Genomic DNA, 23,199 nt, shown 5'->3' on the forward strand with positions numbered 1-23,199 from the left:
TATTTATTTTAAAGTTTCGCTCGAAACTCCCGACTCGCTTCCCCCAAACCTTTATCAGATTTAGCACTAATTAAAAACACCTTAAATTGCCGATCGCGACTTAAGTATTCCGTGTATGCTGCTTGTAAATAAGGTCGATAAGTTTCATCATTTTGGAGATAAACTTCAAAAAATGCCAGGGTTAAAGCATTGCTATAAGAATCTAAAAGCTTGGGTGGTGGCAATGTCAATTTAGTCACAGATTCAACGAGTTGCATTAACCCAGAACCTAAAACGGAGAAATCAACATGAGCTTGCCCTTCGATTAATGCTAAATATTTATTGGGAGTTGTCAGCATTTTGAACGATCGCACCTGCTCAAAAACAGCTGGCGTTGCTGGATCGTAAGTTCCCGCTTCCAGCATAGTTGGAATAGTAATTTGGCTCAAACCTTTAGCACCAAAAACACTATTATTAACTGGATTCAAAGCATAAACAGCTTTCACTCGCGGATCTCTTAAATTGTACGCTTGAGGGGGTAAATCTAATACCCGACACTGCACCAATAAAGAAAGGTCGAGATAGTTCAGATTATTATTACAATCCTTTTGTAAATTAGCAAAATCGATCGTTGCTCCTGCTACTGCTAACACAGTATAACCACCAAAAGAATGCCCCATCACTCCGACAGATTGCACATTTAAGCGTCCAGAAAACTCACTTTGATTGCGTCGTTCTAGTTCATCCAAAACATAACTGATATCTAGAGGAGTATCAATAAACTCCTGAGTTAGTAATACATTTCGCGATAATCCTTGCTGCATATTTTGTAGCTGAATCATATCGCTTCCCGGATGTTGGGGAATCGCGACAAAATAGCCATGAGATGTTAAATATTCGGCTCGTTCTGCAAGATCTTCAGGTCTAGAACCTAACCCATGAGAAAGAACAATTATCGGTGTTTTTCCCGTTCTCCAACTTTGGGGTTGATATAAGTCTACATAAAAAGAGCGTTGCCGCTTTCGATCTTGCAACTGCCAGCGTTTTTTTACAATTCCCAAATTACCAGATTTTCTCAAATCAGGTAAAGCCGAAAAGTTAGTTCCTACTTCTTTTTTAGCTTCCTCCTCCGAGAGTTGCGTCACCGTTTTAGTGAAATATTGGGTTGCTTCAACAACAATACCCGCTGCCTTGGACAAGTTTAAACTAGCTTGAACATCGATCCACATATTTGTTGGATATTTGCGGAACAAATTTAGCAAAGATAAACCTTTGGGATCGGAAGCTGCTAAAATAATTGCCGCCCGGAGAGCATATTTGCCATTAATATTGGGATCTGTACGGATGTAGGAACCGAACTGTTTTAACAAGCCTTCTCCCATCCCAGTGTAGAGAAATTGCGAAATGGGAACAAGATTTACTTTCATGGAAGAGTTAAGTAATTGTCGAAATCTTTCTTGTTCCTGTTTATCCGCTTTGAGAAAGTTGAAATAAAACTGTAGATCTGGAGGGACAACGCCTGTTTCGGCAAAAGTTTCCAGAGAACTAACTTGCAGTGATTGAACTAAGGAACCATATTGAAAATAAATTGTTTCTGCGGCTTTTGCCGGAAGAGTAGCGATCGCACTAGCACCAATTCCTAACAAAAGCAACTGAATTTTTCCTAGCCAATTAGATGCAGTTTGATAATTGAAAAACACGGTAAGTAATTTCCCTAATCATAAATTAAACTATCTATTTTTTGTAGAGATGTGGCATATAATATTCCTACAAAAAACTATTCTTGACCATTGGTTTGCTCAACCTTTAGTAAGCTGTCCAACCACCATCAGTGGCATAAGTGCAACCCGTTAAATTAGAAGCATCTTGAGATAGGAGAAAAAGAATAATTGCCCCTTGTTCCCAAACGGTAGCCGAACGATTTTTGGAATCAGCCGCAGACAAAATACTCTTTACTTTGAGTCCACCCATTGAGCCACCCTCTCCAGCTTTTTTCGTTGCTTGCACAAATTCACCTGCTCTCGCTACCATCGGTGTATCCGTAGCTGCCATATTGACTGAGTTGATCCGAATACCGTAAGGTGCATAATCTAAAGCAGCATTTCGCGTTAAGCCTGTAACTCCGTGTTTACTGGCAACATAAGCAGGATTTCCGGCTAATCCGGTTAAACCTGCGATCGAACCAATATTCACGATCGCGCCACCTTTACCCTGTCCTAACATCTGTCGCAGTTCTGAGCGCATCGACTTAAATACACCCGTTGTATTGGTAGCAATCACCGCATCCCAATATTCATCAGTAGCTAGGTGAATTGAATTAGGCAACAAATTGCGTTGATTATCAAAATTTAGCGGTTGAGCCGGATCTCCTCCATCCATCACCCCAGCCGCATTCAGCGCCAAATCGATACTGCCAAAGGTTTTCACGGCTTCTGCTATCATACGATCGCACAACGCCGTTTCCACGACATTGCCCACAATTGCGATCGCTTTATGCCCTTCCCCTTTAATCTTGCTAATTGTCTGATTTAGCTCTTTTTCCTTGCGGTCAACTCCAACCACATTAGCACCCTCACGAGCGGCTCTAATCGCCGTAGCCGATCCAATTCCCGTCGCCGCCCCCGTAATTAAAATCGTTTTTCCTTGAAATCGATCGGGAATAAAATAGTCAGGATTAGTTGGTTGAATATCCATAGTTTTTACCTCGCCTTTGATTGAATTGCTTGCAGAAGAAACAGCGATATTTGGGGCAGATTCAGCCTCCTCAGAGAAGTTGGAAAGCATAAGTGTTGTCACAAAAGAGCCAGTACCTAATACGAGAAACTGACGACGTGACAGCATATACTTCATGACTTCCTGTACTCCAGGATTGTCAGGATTAAGATGTTGAAAACTTGGTTTCATTGAATTGTTTCTAATTTCTGACTCCTAAAAAAGCTATTCTTCCCCAAAATGCTCTTTGAGTTTGGCTTCTTGTTCTGCGGAGAGATTAGATTGAATCAATTCTCCTTTTTCATCTGCTGAAAATGCCGCTTCTACTTTATCGATCGTCACTTTTCCAGTGAACAAAAACAATGCTGATGTTCCTTCAGTAACTTTTTCTTTGACATCTTTGATAAAATCATCATTAATGCCGTAATCACTAAAAGATCCAGACATTGAGCCTAATGCTGCACCCAGTACCATTCCTACAATAGGCATCAGAAAAATAAACCCAAACAACATTCCCCAAAAAGCACCGTCTATTGCACCTGTAGTAGCTAAATCGACTGCTTGACGAGTTTTTGGCTTTTTGCGACCTTGGGGCCAGGATACGATCGCCGCATCCTCAATTTCAATCAATTCTTGTTTTTGCAGTTCTACTAACTTTGCCATTACCTTTTCAGCACCATCAGCAGTGTGAAATTTCCAAACTGTTAGCGTGGTCATAATTGTCTTACTCCTGATTAAATTAAGAAATGGTATTTATCGAGTTTTGCCGTACAATTTAACAATTGCTCTTTCGTTTGAACCTGGACGAGATCTGTAAATCAAAGTGACGTAACGGATGGAGCGATCGCGTCCAGGGAGATCGATTACTCTTGATTGTTGATTTTTGCTAATGTATTGCCGCAAAGGAACATCGATAGTTCTTCCATTGCGTAAAGTAACGGTCATATTGAAGATTTGAATACCCGTTTCTTTAACTTCTAACTTGATGCGAGCAAACTGTTTTCCAGTTCTTACAGGAATAACATCGCGATCGGTAACTAAACGAACACTTCGTTCTCCTAAATATTCCCATCCATTTGCTAGTGTTGGTGCGATCGCTCCTAATAATGTCAAATTAAACGCCAACAAACTAACAATAACTGTTCTTCGTTTCATAAAAAACCTCTAATTAATTATTGATAATTGGTAATAGGAATCAGAATTTTTTACCTATTACCAATTACCGATTACCGATTACTAATTACCCCCTTACTCATCATCACCAGTTGGCATTTTGCTCTTATAAATTCCGCCTCCATTTACTAGTAGTTCAATCCCCGTTACCCAGCTAGCAGCAGGAGAAATCAAATAATTGAAAGCATAAGCAATGTCTTTTGGATTACCTCGGCGTTTCATCACAAACGAATCTGACAAACGTTTCAACATTGCTTCGTCATAACCTGCTTCTAAAGTTGCCGCACCATTATCCACAGAACCAATGATAATAGTATTCACCCGTACATCTGGCCCACTCATTGCTGCCATACTGCGCGACATATTTACCAACGCCGCTTTTGCATTACTGTAAGAAATAAACTCAGGAGAAGGAGTAGTACCCACCAAAGAACCGGAGAAAGTTACGGAAGCATTTTCTTCTTTTTTCAAATAAGGCATACAAAGCTTAGTCAAGTTGTAACTGCTGACAGTATTCAACACATAAGACTTCACCATGTAATCGGTGCTGACACCCCACAAAGGTGTAGATTCTCCCCAACCAACGTTGTTGATTAATGCAGTAATTTTGCCAAACTTGTTGATAGTAGCATCTACTAATTCTTGCAACTGTGCTTCATCAGTAACATTAGTTTTTATTGCCAAAGTTTCTTGTCCTGTCGCTTTGGTAATTTCATCAGCATTTTTTTGTGCTGCTTCCAAGTTCAAATCAGAAATTACAACTTTTGCGCCTGCTTCTGCTAAAACATGAGCAGTTGCACCTCCGATCGCACCACCCGCACCAGTAATAATTACCACGTAATCTTTGAGTGAAAACATATCAATAGTCATGATTGTTATCTCCTAAATGAAGTTAAAAAGATGAGAAAAAAGAGGTCATCCTTGGGCAGATTTTGTTGTTAATTTTTCTGTTGTGATTACAGATTTATCTGCTAAATCCGCCCCGACAAATGCAAAACTATCTAAGTAATCGTCAGCAAGATAATCAGCACAGCACTTAACACCAACGCCAGCAAAATTGCCTTAGCAAAACGGCGACTGAGTACCCCAACAATCAAAACCAACATGATTGCTATGCCACCCACACCGATATAAATCAAATCCTGACCTGTAGAATTAATTAAAGGATCGGCTGGTGGAGGGGTTTGAGTCTGAGCAATCAACAGAGGTATTTCTAACTGATTCATAGCAGTATTTTCCTAATCAAAAATTACTGTTTAAATCGTTAGAATGCTGCAATTCGTGCTAATTAGTCAAGTTCTTGCACGCCACCACCGCTAACGGTAAGCACTTGTCCGCTTACCCAACTTGCAGCGGGAGAACATAAGAATAAAGCAGCATAAGCAATGTCATTTGGTTGTCCCAAACGTGCTAAAGGTGTGTGTTTTAACATGACTTTTTCAACTTCTGGAGTGAGTACAGTTGCCAAAGCATCAGTTTTGATTGCTCCGGGAGCGATCGCATTTACCCGAATATTTTTTGGCCCTAAATCAAAGGCAATATTACGAGTTAAATGGCTTTCTGCTGCTTTTGAGGAACTGTAGGAAGCCATATTAATGTTTTTGTTTTCGCCTGCCATTGAGGAAATATTTAAGATTGCACCACCTCCCGCTGCTTCCATATAGGGGGCACATAATTGACAAAGGTGAAAAACTGAAAAAACATTGAGTTTATATGCCCAAATAAATGTGTCCATTGGCATATCAAAAGGTTTTGGTCCACCACCTCCAGCGTTGTTAACTAAGATAGTAATTTTGCCAAAGGAGTCGATCGCCTCCTTGACCAAATTTGCTAAGTTTTCATCATTAGTAACATCGCAGGCAACAGCGATCGCTTTTCCCCCATTAGCATTAATTCTTTCTGCTACTACATCGGCTGTTTCTTTTTTCAAGTCACTAACAACAACTGCCGCCCCAGCTTGGGCAAACAATTCTGCAATTCCCCGCCCAATTCCGGCTCCCCCACCTGTGACAATTGCCACCTGTCCATCAAGTTTAAATGCGTCTACTACTGACATATTTACTAACCTCCGTTAATCTAATTCAGGAATCAAAAAAAGCCGATCTTTGCAGCCAAAACTCTATTCGGGACGAAGCATTTCTTTCATTACAGCTGCATTAATAAACCAAGCTGCAACACCCGCAATCAAGCCCAGGATTATCGCTGCAATCAATGGTGTTACTAAAATCGTACCGAGAAATTTTTGCCAAAATAACGCTACTAATGCAGCCGTGCCAAAGGCGAATAGAGAATAAAATAAAACAGTTCTCAATCCAAAAAAGAAGAAAGGTCGATCGAGCAATTCTACCGGAGCTAATTGCAAGTTTTTCGCTTTCTTGCCAAAGTTAAAAAAGGCGATCGCACCCAAAATCAGGGATAGCATAAAGGCAGTCATTACACCTGATGAAAAAACGGTTTTTTCGTGCGTTGAAATCGTGTCTACTGTCATCGGTATAGCTGCTTTACCCTGAAACATGAACCAACCAATAATGCCGTTAATCACAGCGTTAATAATGCCGCTGACGATCGCTTCTTTTTGAATGATGTCGTTCGCTTTAGCTGAATCATGAATCATACAATAGGTCTGTTGCTTTAATCACATTCAAAGCATAAACAACAATAGTGGAAAACTGGTGCAAAAACTTGTTATTTTTGCATATTTTGATAGGAACGTAACCAAAACCAAGATAGAATAGCAGCTAGGAAAAGTCCGATCGCACTCACTAACATCATCTGAGTTACCCCGGTTGTAAATGCAGCCTGATAATTTCCTACTAACCCTTTTAACTGTTCTTGGGGAATAGCAAATTGAGCAGAAATTGACGGTATATTGCTACTTAAAACCTTCTGCAATAACTCGTTGACTTTCTGAATTCGCTCTTGATCTAATCCGGCTTTCGTAAGTTCTCCTAAGTAATAATTTCGCCCAAAAGCTGTTACCAAAGCGATGGTTACTGCTACTCCCATTGCATTTCCTAATTGCATGAATGCGTTATTAGTTGCAGAAGCTACACCTGCTAAAGTTGGAGGTGCGGAACTTAATAAAGCATTGGTACGGGGAATATTAGCGATCGCCATCCCTCCACCTAACAATAACATCGGAATTACTAATGTCCAAATTGTCAATTCTGGACTAATTAACTGGGAAAACAGAAACAGAGAAAAGGAAAAGATTAAAGTTCCTGTCACAATTAAAGAACGAATCGGAAAGCGATTAACTAAAGTACCGGAAATGATGCTAAAAACAAACAGCGATAATGTTAAAGGTAACAGCATCAAAGCAGATTCAACTGGAGATTTTTTCAGTAAAACTTGAAAGTAATTGGAAAGGTGAAAAAAGACTCCAGTTTGAGCAAAGGAAAACAAAAGAATCAGTAAAGCACCAAGGGAAAAAGCAGGTTTTTGAAATAGCGAAAGTTCCAATGCTGGCGATTCTACATGAGCTTCCCACCAGACGAAAATTCCTAAAATTATCAGTCCGATAACTCCCGGAATCAACACTCCCGCACTGAAAAAACCACCCGCACCACTTGCCTGACTAATACCATAAATCAGCGCAAATAACCCAACTGCACAAAGTAAAATTCCTTGCCAATCTAGTTTTTTATTTCCATCGGCTTTACTTTCCGAGACAAAGCGCAACATGAGAAATATAGTTAATAATCCCAGTGCAATCACTAAAGTAAAAACCGATCGCCAACCAAAAGCTTGATTAAAATATTGAATTGCTAGGGATGAAAACCCTCCCATGATTCCTAATGTTGCGCCGTAAATCCCGATCGCTTTTGGACGTTCCTCTCGATCAAAAGTAACAGTAATAATCGCCAATGCCAAAGGATTTACTAATGCCTGAAAAAACCCATCCATTGCCCGAATCCCAATCAAAGCACCAGCACTAGCAGCAAACATTGATAAAATTGCCGCTGCAACAATGCCACCTGTGCCAATTAAAATTAACCTGCGTCGCCCGTAAATATCGCCTAATGTACCACCACCTAAAATGAATGCTGCCAGCATCAAAGTGGAAACGCTTGACATTAAACCGATCGTTGCTTGCGGTGCATTCAAATCTTTTTGAATTGCGGGTACAATTAAGTTAAGAATGCCGGAATCGATCGCCACCATCAACACAGCAATAATACAGGCAAATAATACCATCCACCGCCCTGGATCTCGATGGGGATTCGTGATTGCAGAAGTCATAATTTTATGTTTCAGAAAATAAAGTAACCATAATTAGGAGTTCATCCTTAATCAATCAAATCGAGTCAAACCTTATCCTTCAGCCACTCCAAGATAAAGGAAAAAAGTGACAAACTCGGTCAAAAAGTAGTTTTGTTAGTTTTTTCGTCGATTTATTAGTCTAAACAGAGAAATTCTGAAAACTATCTTAGTTTGTCACCAGTTTGCTACTTTTTCATGATAGACTGCCAAATTATCTCAATCCCAGAATGCCAAATTTATCATCCATCAATTTGAACTCAAAAAGGCTAAAAGATCATGAGTAACACACAATCTACGCCAACTAATCCTCAATCTGATGTCGATCCCAATACAGAACCTTACACTAATCCTCATCCTGCTCCTGTAAAAGATCCTAATGTCGATCCTTATGCAAATCCCGAACCAGATTTGAATCAAAATCCGAATCTAGAACCCTACACAAATCCGCATCCTGAAGAACCAGTAATCGATCCTAATATCGATCCTTATACAAATCCCGAAGCTGAATAGGAATTTCTCCCCAATTCCTCATAAATTGAAGTGAATCGTCTGGATAGTATGCGAATTTTACTGGTTGAAGATGATCGGAATTTAGCAAAGGCATTGACTGCTGTTCTCAGCAAACACAATTACATTCTGGATGTTTCAACTGACGGTGAAATGGGTTGGGAAATGATTAATATCATTTCTTATGATTTAGTATTACTTGATGTCATGCTGCCGAAGTTGGATGGAATTAGTTTGTGTCGTCGCTTGCGAGACAATAATCTCCAAGTTCCAGTAATGCTGATGACAGCAAAAGATTCAATGACAGATAAATTAATCGGATTGGATAGTGGAGCAGATGACTACTTAGTGAAACCGTTTGAAATCCAAGAGTTACTGGCTCGAATTCGTGTTTTATCCCGACGATTAACGGAAAAATCCACAGCTATTCTTTCCTGTGGTAGTGTCCGTCTCAATTCCCAAATGCGGGAAATTAGTTATAACGGAAAAGTATTACCATTTAGCCGGAAAGAGTATTTACTAATAGAGCTATTTATCCGTCATCCTTGTCGGGTTTTTAGCCGCAGTGATATTGTCGATCATCTTTGGACATTGGATAAATTACCAACTGAGGATACAGTAAAATCCCATATTCGCCGGATTCGGAATAAGTTAAAGGAGGTGGGAGCAGAAGATTTAATTGAAACTCTTTATGGACATGGTTATCGAATTAATCCGCGGTTTTTAGAGAATTCGCTATCTACTTCTTCTTTGTCTTTGGCTCAAAGTAAAGAATTAAATGAATCGATCGCCCAAATTTGGCAAAATATCCAAGAGGGAGTGTTTAAACACTTGGATATTTTGGAAGAAACTACGATCGGTTTACAATCTCGAATCTTAGATCAAAATCAGATAAAGGCAGCACAAAAAAGTGCTCACCAGTTGGCGGGTACGGTGGCGACTTTTGGCTTTGAAGCTGCTTCTTATATTGCCAAGGCGATCGAAGTTCTCTTACAAAATCAACCTCTGTTAATTAACTTAGATTCACTTTCTCAATTAGTGAGAACTTTACGCTTAGAATTAGAAAAGTCTCCAGGGGATTTGGCAAATCAAGAAACTCAAACTGATGTGTTATTTTCTTGGTCTGATTTACCTTTAACTGATAGTGGAGAAATTCGAGTTTTGGCGATCGATGATGATGCCACAATTCTGATTTTATTGAAACAAATACTGGAAAATGTGGGAATCAAAGTTGCCACATTGGAAAACCCAACCCAAATTTGGCAAATATTAGAAACTGTTGCACCAAATTTATTAATTTTAGATATCAATATGCCTGAGATCAATGGGTTGGAAATATGTCGAACTGTGCGGAATACAGAGAAGTGGAGTTGGTTGCCAATTTTAATTCTTACCGTGCAAAGCGATCGTCAAACTGTACAACAAGTATTTGCTAGTGGTGCAGATGACTATTTAACCAAACCAATTGTACCAGAAGAACTCTCAACTCAAGTTCTCAATCGGATTAAGCGCAGCCAAAGACTTCCGAAGATTTAGAGACTAACAATTTCTGGAGAAATATCAATGCCAACTCAATCACATTAGATATAGCGTTTCTCGTTTGGATGCGGTACATTTGGGGGCGGGTTTTGATTGGTATATCTTTCACACAGCAAGGATTTCAGCTAAACCCGCCCCTACAATACGTATACCTCACCGTTATGAGAACTGCTATAAGTAATTTAAATGCGTGACAGTTTAGGCACATATTAATAATATTTATTCTCCTTCCCGAACTACCAAAACAGCGCAATGAGCATGATGGACAACATGATCGGTAACGCTTCCTATCAGCATCCTTTCAATGATTCCATAACTATGAGAACCGATGACAATTAAATCGCAGTTTTCCTGTTGAGCAACATCGCAAATAATATGTTTAGCATCGCCGAATTCTAACCGAGATTTAAACATAATCCCTGCTCGATCGCAGATATTTTCCGCCCATCGAATCGCTGAGATTGTGCGCTTTTCTTCCAACTCTACTAACTCTTCTTCTTGTTGCCAATTTGTTGTTGGAGCTTCGCCAAAAACACCGGGTAAAGGAGAAGTAGAGGTCATCATTACGGGTTCTTCAACTCCCAAAATCACGAAGGTTGCATTTTGGTGATTAACTAAATGCAGTGCTTTTTCTAGAGCTTTGTGGCTGGAATTTGATTCATCGATCGCCACCAGAATTTTCATTAAAACCTCCTAACTGAAAATAGTTTTTCTCTACTGGAATATCAATAGCCAACTGGGAAGATTTGATTATTTTAGTTCTAAAACAAGGATAACACGATAAGCTGTTACGCATTTAAAAGTCATATTGTAGGGTGCGTCAGATTTAGATATTTTCCTTTCTACATAGGCTTTACCATCTGACGCACCCTACTCGTTAATAAGTGATTTAAATGCGTAACAGCTTATGCCTACGGTATGCTATGCAAATAAAAATCTTATTCCAAAAAAGTGACAAAGTGGTGAAAATTTTTGGGATACTTGTAATTATTTTTCCCCGAATTTTACACTTTTTTAGAGTAAAATTTATAAGATAGTATGTTATTAGAATATCCATGAAAATTTATGATTATCAAAATATGTCAGAGATGATGAATCCTTCTGAAGTTCCGATCGAGAGACTTTTCTCTTTACTCAATCATGAACTCCGAACTCCGATCGCTTCTCTACAGACAGCACTCGATCTATTACAAATGTATCAACAGTGCGATCGATCGGAAGCTCAAGCACTATTAAATTTAGCTGTTGATAATGCCGATCGCTTAACCCAAACTATTGAAAATATTCTTGATTGGTATGATCTCGTACATAAAGCAAATGCTATATTTAAGCAGCCTTTGGATGGGGCGGCTTTGATCCAGCGGGTTGTCAGCAAGGTACAATTAATCGCAACTCAGCAGCGAATTCAAATTAATTTAGATATTCCTAACTTTATTCCTTTAACAGCAGACGATTATTATTTGAGTCGGGCTTTATCATATCTTCTCCATAATGCGATTAAGTTTTCTCCTAGCGATCGCCAAGTTTGGTTAACTGCTACCATAATTCAAACTGGAGAAACTTCTGATTTACCTACTTTACCTTACCTGCTGATTACCATTAAAGACGAAGGTGTGGGAATTCCTGAAACTTCCTTGCCACAAATTTTTCAACCCTTTGAACAAGTCGATTCTTCCGATACTCGTCGCTATGGAGGATTAGGATTAGAACTGGCAATCTGCGATCGAATCATTCAAGAACACCGAGGAAAAATCTGGGCTGAAAGTACATTGGGGGAGGGTAGTACTTTTTATGTTGCTTTACCACTAAGCTAAATAGCCAATTTTCACATCGCTCCTCAGAGAGATTAGTTTCCATCTCAGGCTGTATACCTTAAGATAGGTGAGGGTGCCAAGCGGGGAAAACCAATGGACGATCGCACTAAAACTAAAGAGGAACTCATTCAAGAATTGCAGGAATTACGAGCCGAAGTAGCAACTTTGAAACAGAATTCTTCAGCCGGGAATTCTTCTTTTAGATTGCCGCGTGTCAGTGGAAATTACTCCTCAACTTTAGCAACCAAAACTCAGCTTTTACAATTGCAGCCGGAGAAAAAGTTCAACCCAAAAGTAATAGAAATCGAGAACTATACCGGGCAACAACTACACCAAGAGCAATTGTTCGCTGGTTTTTTTAATGCGGCAACTCAGTCTAATATTGGATTATTCATTGTTGATAAAAACTTCCGCTTTCTCCACATTAATCAAACTTTGGCAGATATCAATGGATATTCGATCGAGTTCCATTTAGGTAAATATTTACCCGATTTGTTACCCGGACTTGCTCCTACCCTAACTCCTTTGTTCCAGGCTTTAATTGAGACAAGACAACCAATTTCTAATTTAGAAGTATCTGGTTATGTACCCAGTCAACCGGGAGTTTTACGACATTGGATCAACTCCTTTTTTCCGATTTCTAACTCTACAGATGATTCGATCGCGATCGGTGGGATTGTGGTAGAAATTACGGAGTATAAACAGGCGATCGAAGCACTACGCCAAAGTGAATTTAATCTGCGTACCGCCCAACGCATTGCTCATGTAGGAAGTTGGCATTGGGATTGTGTGAAAAACACCATCACTTGGTCGGAAGAAATGTATCAAATTCATGGACTCGATCCAAATCAACCTGCACTACAAGCGAAAGTCAAAGAAATTGAACGTTTCATTCATCCAGATGACTTAGCTGAATATCAAAAATTAGTCGATCGAGCCTTAGCAGGTTACTCCTTTGAAACTGATTTACGGATTATTCGCCCAGATGGGGAAATTCGCTACATTGAAGCGCGAGGAGAACCAGGAGTTTTCAACGAGCAGGGAGAATTGTTGCACTTGTATGGTACGGCACTGGATGTAACCGATCGCAAACAAGTAGAACAGGCATTACGTCAAAGTGAATTGGCTTTGCGAGAAGCCCAAAGAGTCGCTCATGTGGGCAGTTGGCAATGGGAAAAAGGGAAAAAAATTACTTGGTCTGAAGAAATTTATCGGATTCACGGACTAGAGCCCAACAGTTCTTTATCCGATCTGGAAAAGATGAGCAAATACATTCATCCAGATGATTTCGACCTTTATCAAGAAATGCAAAAGGCAGCAGTAACAGGCAAAGGTTTTGAATGCGATTTGCGAATTATCCGTCCTGATGGGGAAGTTCGCTACGTTGAAGCTAGAGTAGAACCAGCGATTTTTAATGAGCAAGGGCAGGCGATTTGGTTATTTGGTACGCTTTTAGATGTGACCGATCGCAAACAAGTAGAAGCCCAACTCCGTCAAAGCGAAGCAAATTTAGCCAGAGCCCAAAAAATTGCCCACATTGGTAGTTGGGAGTATGACATTGCCAGTCAAATTTGTACTTGGTCAGAAGAATTGTATCGCATTCATCAACTCGATCCGAGTCAACCTGCACCAGTGGGTGAAAAGATGGATTGCTTGATTCATCCTGATGATTTATGGATCGATCGACAATTGGTAAAAGCTCGTTTAGCAGCGGGAAAGCCTTGTGAAGCAAACCTGCGAATCGTGCGACGGGATGGGGAAATGCGATACATTGAAGTTCGAGGTGAGCCAGTTTTTGACTACCAAGGACAGATAACTGGTTGGGTGGGAACGGTGATGGATATTACCGAACAGCATAAATTAGAGTGTCTCAAACGTGAATTTGTTTCGATTGTTAGTCATGAACTGCGGACTCCTCTAACTTCTATGCAAGTTGCTTTAAGTTTGCTGGATCAACAGTTAGTCGATCCGACTTCTGAAGATGGAAAAGGGATGATTCATGTTGCAGCCGAAGGTGTCGATCGCTTAGTCCGTTTGGTGAATGATATCCTCGATTTAGAAAGACTCGATTCTGGTAAAGTTAACATTGAAAAACAGGTTTGTTGCCCAGCGAACTTGATTCAGTATGCGATCGATCAAATGAAAGATTTGGCAAATAAATCAAATATCAAATTTCAATTATCTGTGCAATCTTGTCCGATTCCAGCCGATCCCGATCGTCTAATTCAAGTTCTCACCAATTTACTCAGTAATGCAATTCGTTTTTCTCCAGTACATTCAACTATCCAAATTCATGTAGAAACTTTTCAGGAAACATCTGCCAAATTCATCAAATTTATGGTCAAAGATTCTGGGCGAGGTATTCCCAGCGATCGGCTAGAAAGCATTTTTGAAAGATTTCAGCAAGTCGATGCTTCTGATTCCCGTCAAAAAGGCGGAAGTGGATTAGGATTAGCAATTTGCCGGAGTATCATTGGGCAACATGGAGGACGAATTTGGGCAGAAAGTACTTTAGGAAAAGGTAGCAGTTTTTATTTCACTTTACCGATTTTGGAGGACGATCGCAATGGCAAAGAAAGTTATTCTGCTGATTGACGACGAACCAGGAATTCGTCAAGTAATTCCTGTTGCATTCCGCGTAATTGCTGCTTGGGAAACCTTAATTGCAGATTCTTGTCAATCAGGAATTGCCCTTGCGGAGACTGAAAAACCAGATGCAATTTTACTAGATGTAATGATGCCAGAAATGGATGGCATTACTGCATTTGAGAAAATGCAATCTAATCCGATAATTCGCTTAATTCCTACTATTTTATTGACGGCTAAAGCTCAAGCAAGCGATCGCGAAAGATTTGCTCAATTAGCCGTTGCCGGAGTGATTACTAAACCTTTCAAAGCACCGGATTTAGTTAATCAAGTTCGATTAATTTTACACTGGAATGACTAAAATCCCTAATAAAAATTGGTTTCTGTAATTTCTATTTTCATAAGTGATGGGATTAATTTGCTCGACTACTTTTGGTTAATATAGATACAGGGAAAATTAAGCTATTGAAGTCGATCGGCTTTTTGTTCTATTTTTTCAATTTATTTTAGTAAGTTACTTTACATCTTTCTTAAAGGTAATTTCTCCTGGTTCAGGTTAGCGATCGCAACTTAATCAGAACTTAAAATATTAAGATCATAATACCCAATTTTTGACTAATCATATTACACTGCTAATTCAGTAGCTAAGATTTTTTAGTAGTAATTTAAAAAAGTGTTGCAATGAAAATACTGTTGGTAGAAGATGATACTTTAGTGAGTGCGGCGTTGCAAGATCTACTAGCGGCGAACCACTACATCACTACTTTAGCGACTGATGGGCAAACTGGGTTAAACTTGGCGATGGCTGGGGAATTTGATTTAATTGTGCTAGATTTGCAGATTCCCAAGGTTGATGGCATTACTTTGTGTCGTCAGCTACGTAGTCAAGATTACAATAAACCTATTCTGTTGTTGACAGCAAAAAATTCGGATGCTGATATTGTAGCTGGGTTGGATGCGGGCGCAGATGATTATGTTATCAAACCCTATCAACCGAAAGCTTTACTAGCAAGAATTCGGGCATTATTGAGGAGAAGTAGTGCAGTTTTAGCTCAGGATGTTAACCAATCTTCTCGTTTAACTTGGGGAAATCTTTGTTTAGATTTGAATTCCGGTCGGGTAAGATTTGGTGAGGAAGTTATTCCTTTGACGGCGACGGAGTATAATTTGTTGGAGTTATTTTTACGAAATCCCGATCGCATTTTCAGCCGCAGTGCTATTTTAGATTCCCTTTGGGGATTTGACGATCCACCCACAGAAAGGGCAATTACTACTCATATTAAAGAGGTGCGAAAAAAGCTGAAAGCGGGAGGTTTAACTGAAGAAATTATTACAACTATTTATGGTATGGGTTATCGACTGAAACCATATCCAAAAACTACTCCTGGTGATGCTACGGAGGCAAGCAAAAAAAGCCCAAAAATGCGATCTATTAATCGGGTAATTGAGCAGTTTCGGGATTTATTGCAAGCACAAGTTGCGGTTTTAGTGGCAGCAAAAACTGCTTTATTGGCGGGAAATTTAGATGAGGAATTATATCAATCAGCTAGGTACGAAGCGCATAAATTAGCTGGTTCTTTGGGGTCTTTTGGCTATCCTCAAGGGTCAAAATATGCCCGATCGATCGAGCATATTTTAGAAAGTAATTCCCCTTTGTCTGACGAGCGAATTTCCCGCTTTTCCCAATTGGTAACAGCTTTGGAAACGGAATTAAGTAAACCTCCAATTCCGATAAATTTGGTAAATGAGACTGAAAGGAAAAATTATCGGGTTTTGGCGATCGATCGTGATGCCTCACTTATGGAACAGCTATTAAGAGAAGCAGATGCTTGGGGAATTGAAATAACAATAGCACAGGATTGGGAAACAGCCCGATCGCGAATTAATTTCCGACCGCCTGATTTAGTACTCTTAGATTTGAGTTTTTCCGATAGCGAAGCCGAAGGGTTAACATTGTTACAAGAATTAATGGCAAATTCGCCCCAAATTCCAGTGATTGTATTTACCGATCGAGATACTTTGAGCGATCGCTTAACAGTTTCTCGCTTAGGGGCAAGACAATTTTTACATAAACCTGCCACAACTGAGCAAATTTTTCGGGCAATCTGCCGGGTTTTTCCTACTAATAATACAGAAGCTAAAGTATTAATTGTTGATGATGACCCCGCAGTATTAACTCACTTAAAAGCATTACTGACTCCGTGGGGTTTACAAGTATTTACTTTAACTGAATCGGAAAAATTTTGGGATGTGTTAATTGCTACTGCGCCAAACTTAGTAGTTTTGGATTTAGAAATGCCGTTAGTTAGTGGGTTAGAATTATGTCAAGTAATTCGACAGGATGCTCAATGGGGTGATTTGCCAATTTTGGTTGTAACTGCTCATACTGATGCGGAATCTCTTCAGCAAGCTTTTGCAGCTGGAGCCGATGACTTTATTACTAAGCCAGTATTAGGGCCAGAATTGGTAACAAGAATATTAAGTAGAATTGAGCGTAATCGATTTTTAACAAAAAATAGGGAAAAATAAGATTAACGATCGACAATTTAGGTGATAAGGAAAATGTATCAGCACTTGTTACCTTATTTGGTGGCGATCGCTTTAACGGCGATCGCTCTTCTACTGACAATTTGGCTCAAATCACTGCTGTATCCAATTATTAGTACATTTTTTTACATTGCCATCATTTTCAGTACTTGGTATGGCGGCTTACGACCTGGGTTTGTTGCAGTAGTTCTCTCTACATTGGCAATTGATTATTTTTTAATTTATCCATCAAATAAATTTAGCAGTACTCCCCAAGAAAACTTTTTCCGCTTAGGCATTTTTTTCCTAGTTGCTTTAATTATCAACGTATTTAGTAGCAATCTTTTAGATAGCCAACAAAAGATTAAACAACTTAACCAAAAAATCCAGGAAAGTGTTGAATCTTTAACAATGGCAGCTGGAGCCGCAGAAATTGGGATGTGGAGATGGGATTTAGTTAAGGGAAAAATTTATTGGTCGCCCGAACATGAATTATTATTTGATTTAGTTCCGGGAAGTTTTGATGGTAAATATGAAACTTTTGTTGCTTGCTTGCATCCTGACGATCGAGAACGAGTCACCCAAGCATTACAACAAGCAATTACAAATGATAGCCTTTATCAGCAAGAATTTCGCGTAGTTTGGGCAGATGGTAGCGTACATTGGATTGAGGGAAAAGGACACGCTTTTTATAATCAAGAGAAACAGCCAATTTTGATGACGGGAATAGCTGTAGGAATTGACGATCGCAAACAAGCGCAAAGCTTAGTAGAACAGCAATTCGAGCAACAAAATTTGGTAATGGAAGTTACCCAGCGCATCCGAACATCGCTTGATTTACCAGATATTTTGCAAACAACTGTAGATGAAATCCGACGGTTATTGAAAACCGATCGGGTAATTATATTTCAATTTTCTCCCAATTGGAATGGCACTGTAATTGTAGAATCTGTTGACACAAAATGGACAGCTATTTTATCAACTGAAATTTACGATCCTTGCTTTGGGGAACGGTACGTTGAATTTTATAAAAATGGTTTAATTACTGCTAAATCTGACATCTATCAAGCTGGAATCGATCCCTGTCACCTAGAATTATTGGCGAATTTTCAAGTTAAGGCGAATTTGGTAGTTCCGATTTCCAAGCAAGATCAATTATGGGGATTATTAATTGCTCATCACTGTGAAAATCCCCGGCAATGGCAATTTTACGAAATCGAATTGATGCGACAATTAGCGGCACAAGTGAGCATTGCGATTCAACAATCTGAATTATTTTCCCAGTTACAAACTGAACTAAATGAACGAAAAAAAATTGAAGCTTATTTACGAGAAAGTGAATTGCGATATCGCTCTTTAGTTAATGCTTCGGCTCAAATTATTTGGCACTCTGATGCTGAAGGAAGGACAATAATTGCGCCCACAGGTTGGGAAGAACTGACTGGACAATCTGCAATAAATTGCTTGGAATGGGGTTGGCTAAATATGGTTCATCCAGACGATCGCGATCGTGTCGCCCAAATTTGGAGCGAATCCTGCATCAACCGCACTATTTATGAAACCGAATTTCGGATTCGGATCAAAGATGGTAGTTATCGAGATTTTGCCGTTCGAGGTGTGCCAATTTTAGATACAAATGGCGAAGTTATTGAGTGGATTGGTGCTTGTCAAGATATTACAGAACGCCAACAAGCCAGAATGGTTTTACAACAAATGAATGCCGAACTTGTGCAAAGAGTAGCAGAACGAACGGCAGAATTGGTTCAAGCAAACGATCGCCTACAAGAAGGATTAATACTAAAATCGAGGTTACAGCGGGAACTACTTAAAAGGGAAAAATTATTAGATGGTTTCTTCAATGCTGCATCATCAGCAAGTATCGGGCTAGCAATTCACGATCGACAACTCAATTACATGAAAATTAATCAAGCTTTAGCAGATCTTGACGGTTTTAGTATTGAAGCATTTTTGGGTCGAAATATTGCCGAAATGTTACCACATCTAGCTGAAGAAATTATTCCAGCTATGCAAAGAGTAATTGAAACAGGACAATCAATTCGTAGGTTAGAAATAAGTGAAAAAAATCCGACTCAACCGGAACTTCTCCATTACTGGCTAGTTTCCCATTTTCCCATTTTTGGCGAAATTGGAGAGGTAATGGCTGTAGGCACTATTCTCCTCGATATTACTGAACGCAAACGCATTGAAGAAGCTTTAAAACTGACTCATCATCAACTGAGCTTTCACGTTGAAAATACTCCTCTGGCAACGATCGTCTGGGACGATAAATTTCGAGTTAAACAATGGTCTAAACAAGCAGAAAAGATCTTTGGCTGGACTGCTGAAGAAGTTTTTGGGAAGACAATGTTCGATTGGCAATTTATTTTTGTAGAGGATCTAGAAATAGTCAAATCAGTTCAGTCAAATTTGTTAAAAGGCAATACAATGTTGTGTAATAATCGCAATTACCGCAAAGATGGCACGTTGGTTTATTGTGAATGGTATAACTCAGCTTTGTTAGATGAATTAGGGAATTTAGTATCTGTTTTTTCTTTGGCGCAAGATGTTACCGATCGCAAACAAGCAGAAATCGCCAGGGAACAAGCTAATGCTCAATTACAGGAAGCTAATCAAGAATTAGAAGAAACGCTACAAGAACTGCAACTTGCTGAGGAAGAGATCAGAGAAGCTAATTACCAATTAGAGATCGCCCTTTTAAATACACAATTACAGCAAATCCGATATGAAGACTTATTTAACTTTGCCCCAGATGGTTATCTAGTAACAGATACCAATGGCAACATTCAAGAGGCTAATCAAGCCGCAAGCAATCTTTTATTAACTAGTTCATTTAACTTAGTTAACCAGCCTTTAAATATCTACATCTTTGAACCCGATCGCCCTATTTTTTACACAAGTTTAAACCAGTTGCGGGGGTTATTGGGTAGACAAACTTACGAGTTAAGAATCAAACCTCGCCAGGGTCAACCCTTCCCAGCAGGGATTACAGCCTCCACTATTTGCAATCCAGAGAGAGAAGTAATTGGGATTCGCTGGCTGATTAAAAGTCTCAGCGAGCAAAAACAAGCCGAAGCAGCTTTGCAGCAAAGCGAAGAACGTCGCCGATTAGCTTTAGATTTAACTAAGCTGGGCTTTTGGGATTTAAACTTGCTGACTAAAGAAATAATCTGGAATGATAATCATTTCAATCTACTGGGTTTAATTCCGAATCAGACACAACCCAGCTATGAACTTTGGCTTAATTCAGTTCATCCTGAAGATGCTAATTATACGGAACAAAGATTTTTAAGTTCCTTAGAAAGCCGCACTGATTATCAAGCTGAATATCGAGTGATTTATCCTGATGGTTCAATACATTGGCTGATGGCACGAGGAAAGGCAATTTATGATGAATCTACTAACCAACCTTTGCGATCTCTGGGTGTGATATGGGATATTAGCGAGCAGAAAAAAGTCGAAGTGACTTTGCGCGAAACTGAAGAAAAGTTCCGTCAATTAGCAGAAAACATTCAAACAGCATTTTGGATCAAGGATATTGAAACTCAGAAAATTATTTATCTAAGTAATGCTTATGAAAATATTTGGCAAAGAAGTTGTGAAAGTGTCCATCAAAACATTTTAAATTGGTTAGAAACAGTTCATCCAGACGATCGCCAATCTGTCGAAGCTATATTCCTTGAAGTAGAAAACCCAAAACCATGCGAGGCAAAATATCGGATTATTCGCCCCGATGGTTCGATTCGTTGGATTCGCGATCGAGCTTTCCCGATCGCTAATGAAGCCGGAGAAATTGTTCGCATTGCTGGCATTGCCGAAGATATTACCGAAAAGCAGCAAATCGAACAAATGAAAGAGGAATTTATTGGCATTGTTAGCCATGAACTTCGCACCCCTTTAACCGGAATTCAAATGTCTTTAGGATTATTACAAACTGGAGTTTATAATCAGAACACTGCAAAATTTCAACGAATGCTCGATATAGCATTAACTGATACTAATCGTTTAGTAAACTTAGTAAATGATATTTTGCATTTAGAAAGATTAGAGTCAGGAAAATCAGTTTTAGAGAAAACAAACTGCCAAGCGATAGATTTAATCCAACAAGCAGTTAATGGTATGGAAGCACTAGCTACTTCGCAACAGGTTAGATTACAAATTAACTTTTGTAACGTGCAAGTTTGGGCAGCGAGAGATGCGATCGTTCAAACTTTAACCAACTTATTAAGTAATGCGCTCAAATTTTCCTCAGCTAATTCTACAATTACCCTAAGTGCAGAATCTCAAACCGATATGGTTTTGTTCCAAGTCAAAGACGAAGGACGCGGTATCCCCGCTGATAAACTAGAAGCGATCTTTGGGCGCTTTCAACAAGTCGATAGTTCCGACTCCCGTGAAAAAGGCGGAACTGGATTAGGATTAGCTATTTGTCAGAGTATCATTCACCAGCATGGTGGAAAAATTTGGGTAGAAAGCACTTTAGGCAAAGGTAGCACCTTTTTCTTCACTTTACCGAAACAGGCAGACTAGCTTAAGTAGGGTGCCTCTAACTCTTTCGTTCTTAGCCCCCCTTACTAAGGGGGGTTGGGGGGATCGAAACCTAGTCATCACAGCATTAGATCCCCCCTAGCCCCCCTTACTAAGGGGGGAACAGTAGCAACTTCGGTTACTAACTCTTTCGTTCTTAGCCCCCCTTACTAAGGGGGGTTGGGGGGATCGAAACCTAGTCGTCACAGCATTAGATCCCCCCTAGCCCCCCTTACTAAGGGGGGAACAGTAGCAACCGTTCTTAGCCCCCCTTACTAAGGGGGGTTGGGGGGATCGAAACCTAGGCTTGGCAGAAATCCATGCTGCCGACCCCACAGTAGGTCGTGGGGAACCGTAGCAACCGTTCTTCGCCCCCCTTACTACGGGGGGTTGGGGGGATCGAAACCTAGTCATCACAGCATTAGATCCCCCCTAGCCCCCCTTACCAAGGGGGGAACAGTAGCAACCGTTCTTAGCCCCCCTTACTAAGGGGGGTTGGGGGGATCGAAACCTAGTCATCACAGCATTAGATCCCCCCTAACCCCCCTTACTAAGGGGGGAACAGGAAAGTACTTGACACTCCCCAGGTCTAAAGACACGGGGATTCTTGTTTCTTAGAACGCTGCTTTTTGGTACTAATACCAACGAGTCTTACGCCTTCTCCACAAGCTTGAAATACTGCGTGTCCCGCAGTATTTGGTAAGTCCTAGTTGTATTAAAATACGTAATTGATTTAACTGGAGAAAAAATTATGACAGATCGAACAATATTAGTTGTTGATGATGAAGTACATCTCCGGGAACTAGTACAAGCTTGTCTAGAAGACTTGGGGGGATGGAATACTGTAGCAGCGGCAACAGGGGAAGAATGCTTACAAATAGTTCAAACTCAAAATTTTGATGCGATTCTTCTTGATGTATCAATGCCAGGAATGGATGGTTATGAAGTATACCAAAAACTTCAATCTAACCCGAAATCAAAATCGATTCCGGTAATTTTTCTCACAGCTAGAGTATTGCCTAGCGATCGCGATCGATTCAGAAATATGAGCATTACAGGAGTAATTACTAAACCTGTACAACCCCTAACTTTGACCCAAGAAATTAGAGAAATTTTAGGTTGGTAGCTATATATTTTCTAAAAATCAATTCTCTCAGTACATTGTTGCGCCTTACCGCAAAATCGGGCGCTAAAGCGCAAAAAAGTACTTATACAAAATATATTGAGCTTTGCAAAGATAGTTTAATAAACTTAACTTCTTTATAAGTTCCTTATTTTGTCTTTGTATAAATCTCACTAGTAGAATATCTCTTTTTTAATAGCTGAAAACTTTTAACAACCGAGGTTTTTTATGGCTACTTGCCCTTGTTGTTCTCATCAAATGTTACGTCATATCCGGGGAAATCAAAGTTACTGGTTTTGTCGTCATTGTTGGCAAGAAATGCCTAACTTAGATAATTATCAACAAAACTTGTCTCTATCTCAATTTTCCCCTAGATCTCTGGGACTGAAAAAACCTGTTTCTCTGTTAGCAGTAGTTTAATCGGCGATCGGT

General features: G+C 39.7%; 19 protein-coding genes. 9 read left to right on the forward strand and 10 right to left on the reverse strand.

What is annotated here, in order from left to right:
• Positions 1 to 8: 8 nt before the first annotated feature.
• The 9 genes from ACE1B6_RS29620 to ACE1B6_RS29660 all read right to left on the reverse strand — a co-directional run bounded on the left by ACE1B6_RS29620 (position 9) and on the right by ACE1B6_RS29660 (position 8,106).
• Positions 9 to 1,679 carry an alpha/beta hydrolase gene (locus ACE1B6_RS29620; RefSeq protein ID WP_413260896.1) on the reverse strand — a complete coding sequence of 557 codons (1,671 nt, stop codon included), beginning with the start codon at positions 1,677 to 1,679 and terminating at the stop codon, positions 9 to 11.
• A 106-nt stretch (positions 1,680 to 1,785) separates the two neighbouring features.
• Entirely contained in the window at positions 1,786 to 2,883 is a 1,098-nt protein-coding gene (locus tag ACE1B6_RS29625; protein WP_413260897.1) for an SDR family NAD(P)-dependent oxidoreductase, read from the reverse strand.
• Between the two features lie 33 nt (positions 2,884 to 2,916).
• Positions 2,917 to 3,408 (reverse strand): DUF1269 domain-containing protein, encoded by a 492-nt coding sequence (locus tag ACE1B6_RS29630; RefSeq protein WP_413260898.1) that lies wholly within the window; start codon positions 3,406 to 3,408, stop codon positions 2,917 to 2,919.
• Positions 3,409 to 3,444: 36 nt separating this feature from the next.
• Positions 3,445 to 3,846 (reverse strand): DUF2541 family protein, encoded by a 402-nt coding sequence (locus ACE1B6_RS29635; protein WP_413260899.1) that lies wholly within the window; start codon positions 3,844 to 3,846, stop codon positions 3,445 to 3,447.
• A gap of 93 nt (positions 3,847 to 3,939) precedes the next feature.
• A complete protein-coding gene (locus ACE1B6_RS29640; RefSeq protein ID WP_413260900.1) occupies positions 3,940 to 4,734 on the reverse strand; it encodes an SDR family oxidoreductase in 795 nt (264 codons plus the stop codon).
• A gap of 131 nt (positions 4,735 to 4,865) precedes the next feature.
• Positions 4,866 to 5,090, reverse strand: a complete 225-nt coding sequence (locus ACE1B6_RS29645; RefSeq protein WP_413260901.1) for a hypothetical protein — start codon at positions 5,088 to 5,090, stop codon at positions 4,866 to 4,868.
• A gap of 62 nt (positions 5,091 to 5,152) precedes the next feature.
• Positions 5,153 to 5,920: a 7-alpha-hydroxysteroid dehydrogenase gene (hdhA, locus tag ACE1B6_RS29650; RefSeq protein ID WP_413260902.1), complete on the reverse strand. Its 768-nt coding sequence runs from the start codon at positions 5,918 to 5,920 to the stop codon at positions 5,153 to 5,155.
• Positions 5,921 to 5,983: 63 nt separating this feature from the next.
• Complete coding sequence (locus tag ACE1B6_RS29655; protein ID WP_413260903.1) at positions 5,984 to 6,478, reverse strand: permease; 495 nt, start codon at positions 6,476 to 6,478, stop codon at positions 5,984 to 5,986.
• 71 nt (positions 6,479 to 6,549) lie between these two features.
• Positions 6,550 to 8,106, reverse strand: coding sequence for an MFS transporter (locus ACE1B6_RS29660; protein ID WP_413260904.1), 1,557 nt, complete (start codon positions 8,104 to 8,106; stop codon positions 6,550 to 6,552).
• Between the two features lie 297 nt (positions 8,107 to 8,403).
• Between ACE1B6_RS29660 and ACE1B6_RS29665 the strand changes: the two genes are divergently transcribed.
• Both ACE1B6_RS29665 and ACE1B6_RS29670 read left to right on the forward strand, forming a co-directional pair.
• On the forward strand, positions 8,404 to 8,637 hold the full coding sequence (locus ACE1B6_RS29665; RefSeq protein WP_413260905.1) for a hypothetical protein: 234 nt from the start codon (positions 8,404 to 8,406) through the stop codon (positions 8,635 to 8,637).
• Between the two features lie 48 nt (positions 8,638 to 8,685).
• Positions 8,686 to 10,170, forward strand: coding sequence for a response regulator (locus tag ACE1B6_RS29670; RefSeq protein ID WP_413260906.1), 1,485 nt, complete (start codon positions 8,686 to 8,688; stop codon positions 10,168 to 10,170).
• Between the two features lie 222 nt (positions 10,171 to 10,392).
• Here ACE1B6_RS29670 and ACE1B6_RS29675 read toward each other — a convergent pair whose 3' ends face one another.
• Positions 10,393 to 10,857: a universal stress protein gene (locus ACE1B6_RS29675; protein ID WP_413260907.1), complete on the reverse strand. Its 465-nt coding sequence runs from the start codon at positions 10,855 to 10,857 to the stop codon at positions 10,393 to 10,395.
• Between the two features lie 371 nt (positions 10,858 to 11,228).
• On the opposite strand from ACE1B6_RS29675, the gene ACE1B6_RS29680 reads away from it, so the two are divergent.
• From ACE1B6_RS29680 to ACE1B6_RS29710, 7 genes are all read left to right on the forward strand, one after another.
• Positions 11,229 to 11,987, forward strand: a complete 759-nt coding sequence (locus ACE1B6_RS29680) for a sensor histidine kinase (protein WP_413260908.1) — start codon at positions 11,229 to 11,231, stop codon at positions 11,985 to 11,987.
• A gap of 93 nt (positions 11,988 to 12,080) precedes the next feature.
• Positions 12,081 to 14,582 carry a PAS domain-containing protein gene (locus ACE1B6_RS29685; RefSeq protein ID WP_413260909.1) on the forward strand — a complete coding sequence of 834 codons (2,502 nt, stop codon included), beginning with the start codon at positions 12,081 to 12,083 and terminating at the stop codon, positions 14,580 to 14,582.
• Positions 14,554 to 14,934 carry a response regulator gene (locus ACE1B6_RS29690; protein ID WP_413260910.1) on the forward strand — a complete coding sequence of 127 codons (381 nt, stop codon included), beginning with the start codon at positions 14,554 to 14,556 and terminating at the stop codon, positions 14,932 to 14,934. Before ACE1B6_RS29685 ends, ACE1B6_RS29690 begins: the two co-directional genes overlap by 29 nt.
• A 320-nt stretch (positions 14,935 to 15,254) precedes the next feature.
• Positions 15,255 to 17,102 (forward strand): response regulator, encoded by a 1,848-nt coding sequence (locus ACE1B6_RS29695; protein WP_413260911.1) that lies wholly within the window; start codon positions 15,255 to 15,257, stop codon positions 17,100 to 17,102.
• 33 nt (positions 17,103 to 17,135) lie between these two features.
• Positions 17,136 to 21,647 carry a PAS domain S-box protein gene (locus ACE1B6_RS29700; RefSeq protein WP_413260912.1) on the forward strand — a complete coding sequence of 1,504 codons (4,512 nt, stop codon included), beginning with the start codon at positions 17,136 to 17,138 and terminating at the stop codon, positions 21,645 to 21,647.
• A gap of 748 nt (positions 21,648 to 22,395) precedes the next feature.
• Complete coding sequence (locus ACE1B6_RS29705; RefSeq protein WP_413260913.1) at positions 22,396 to 22,770, forward strand: response regulator; 375 nt, start codon at positions 22,396 to 22,398, stop codon at positions 22,768 to 22,770.
• Between the two features lie 225 nt (positions 22,771 to 22,995).
• Positions 22,996 to 23,187, forward strand: a complete 192-nt coding sequence (locus tag ACE1B6_RS29710; RefSeq protein WP_413260914.1) for a hypothetical protein — start codon at positions 22,996 to 22,998, stop codon at positions 23,185 to 23,187.
• Positions 23,188 to 23,199 lie beyond the last annotated feature (12 nt).

Origin of the sequence: Floridaenema fluviatile BLCC-F154, assembly GCF_041929135.1 — a bacterium.
Taxonomy (GTDB): domain Bacteria; phylum Cyanobacteriota; class Cyanobacteriia; order Cyanobacteriales; family Aerosakkonemataceae; genus Floridanema; species Floridanema fluviatile.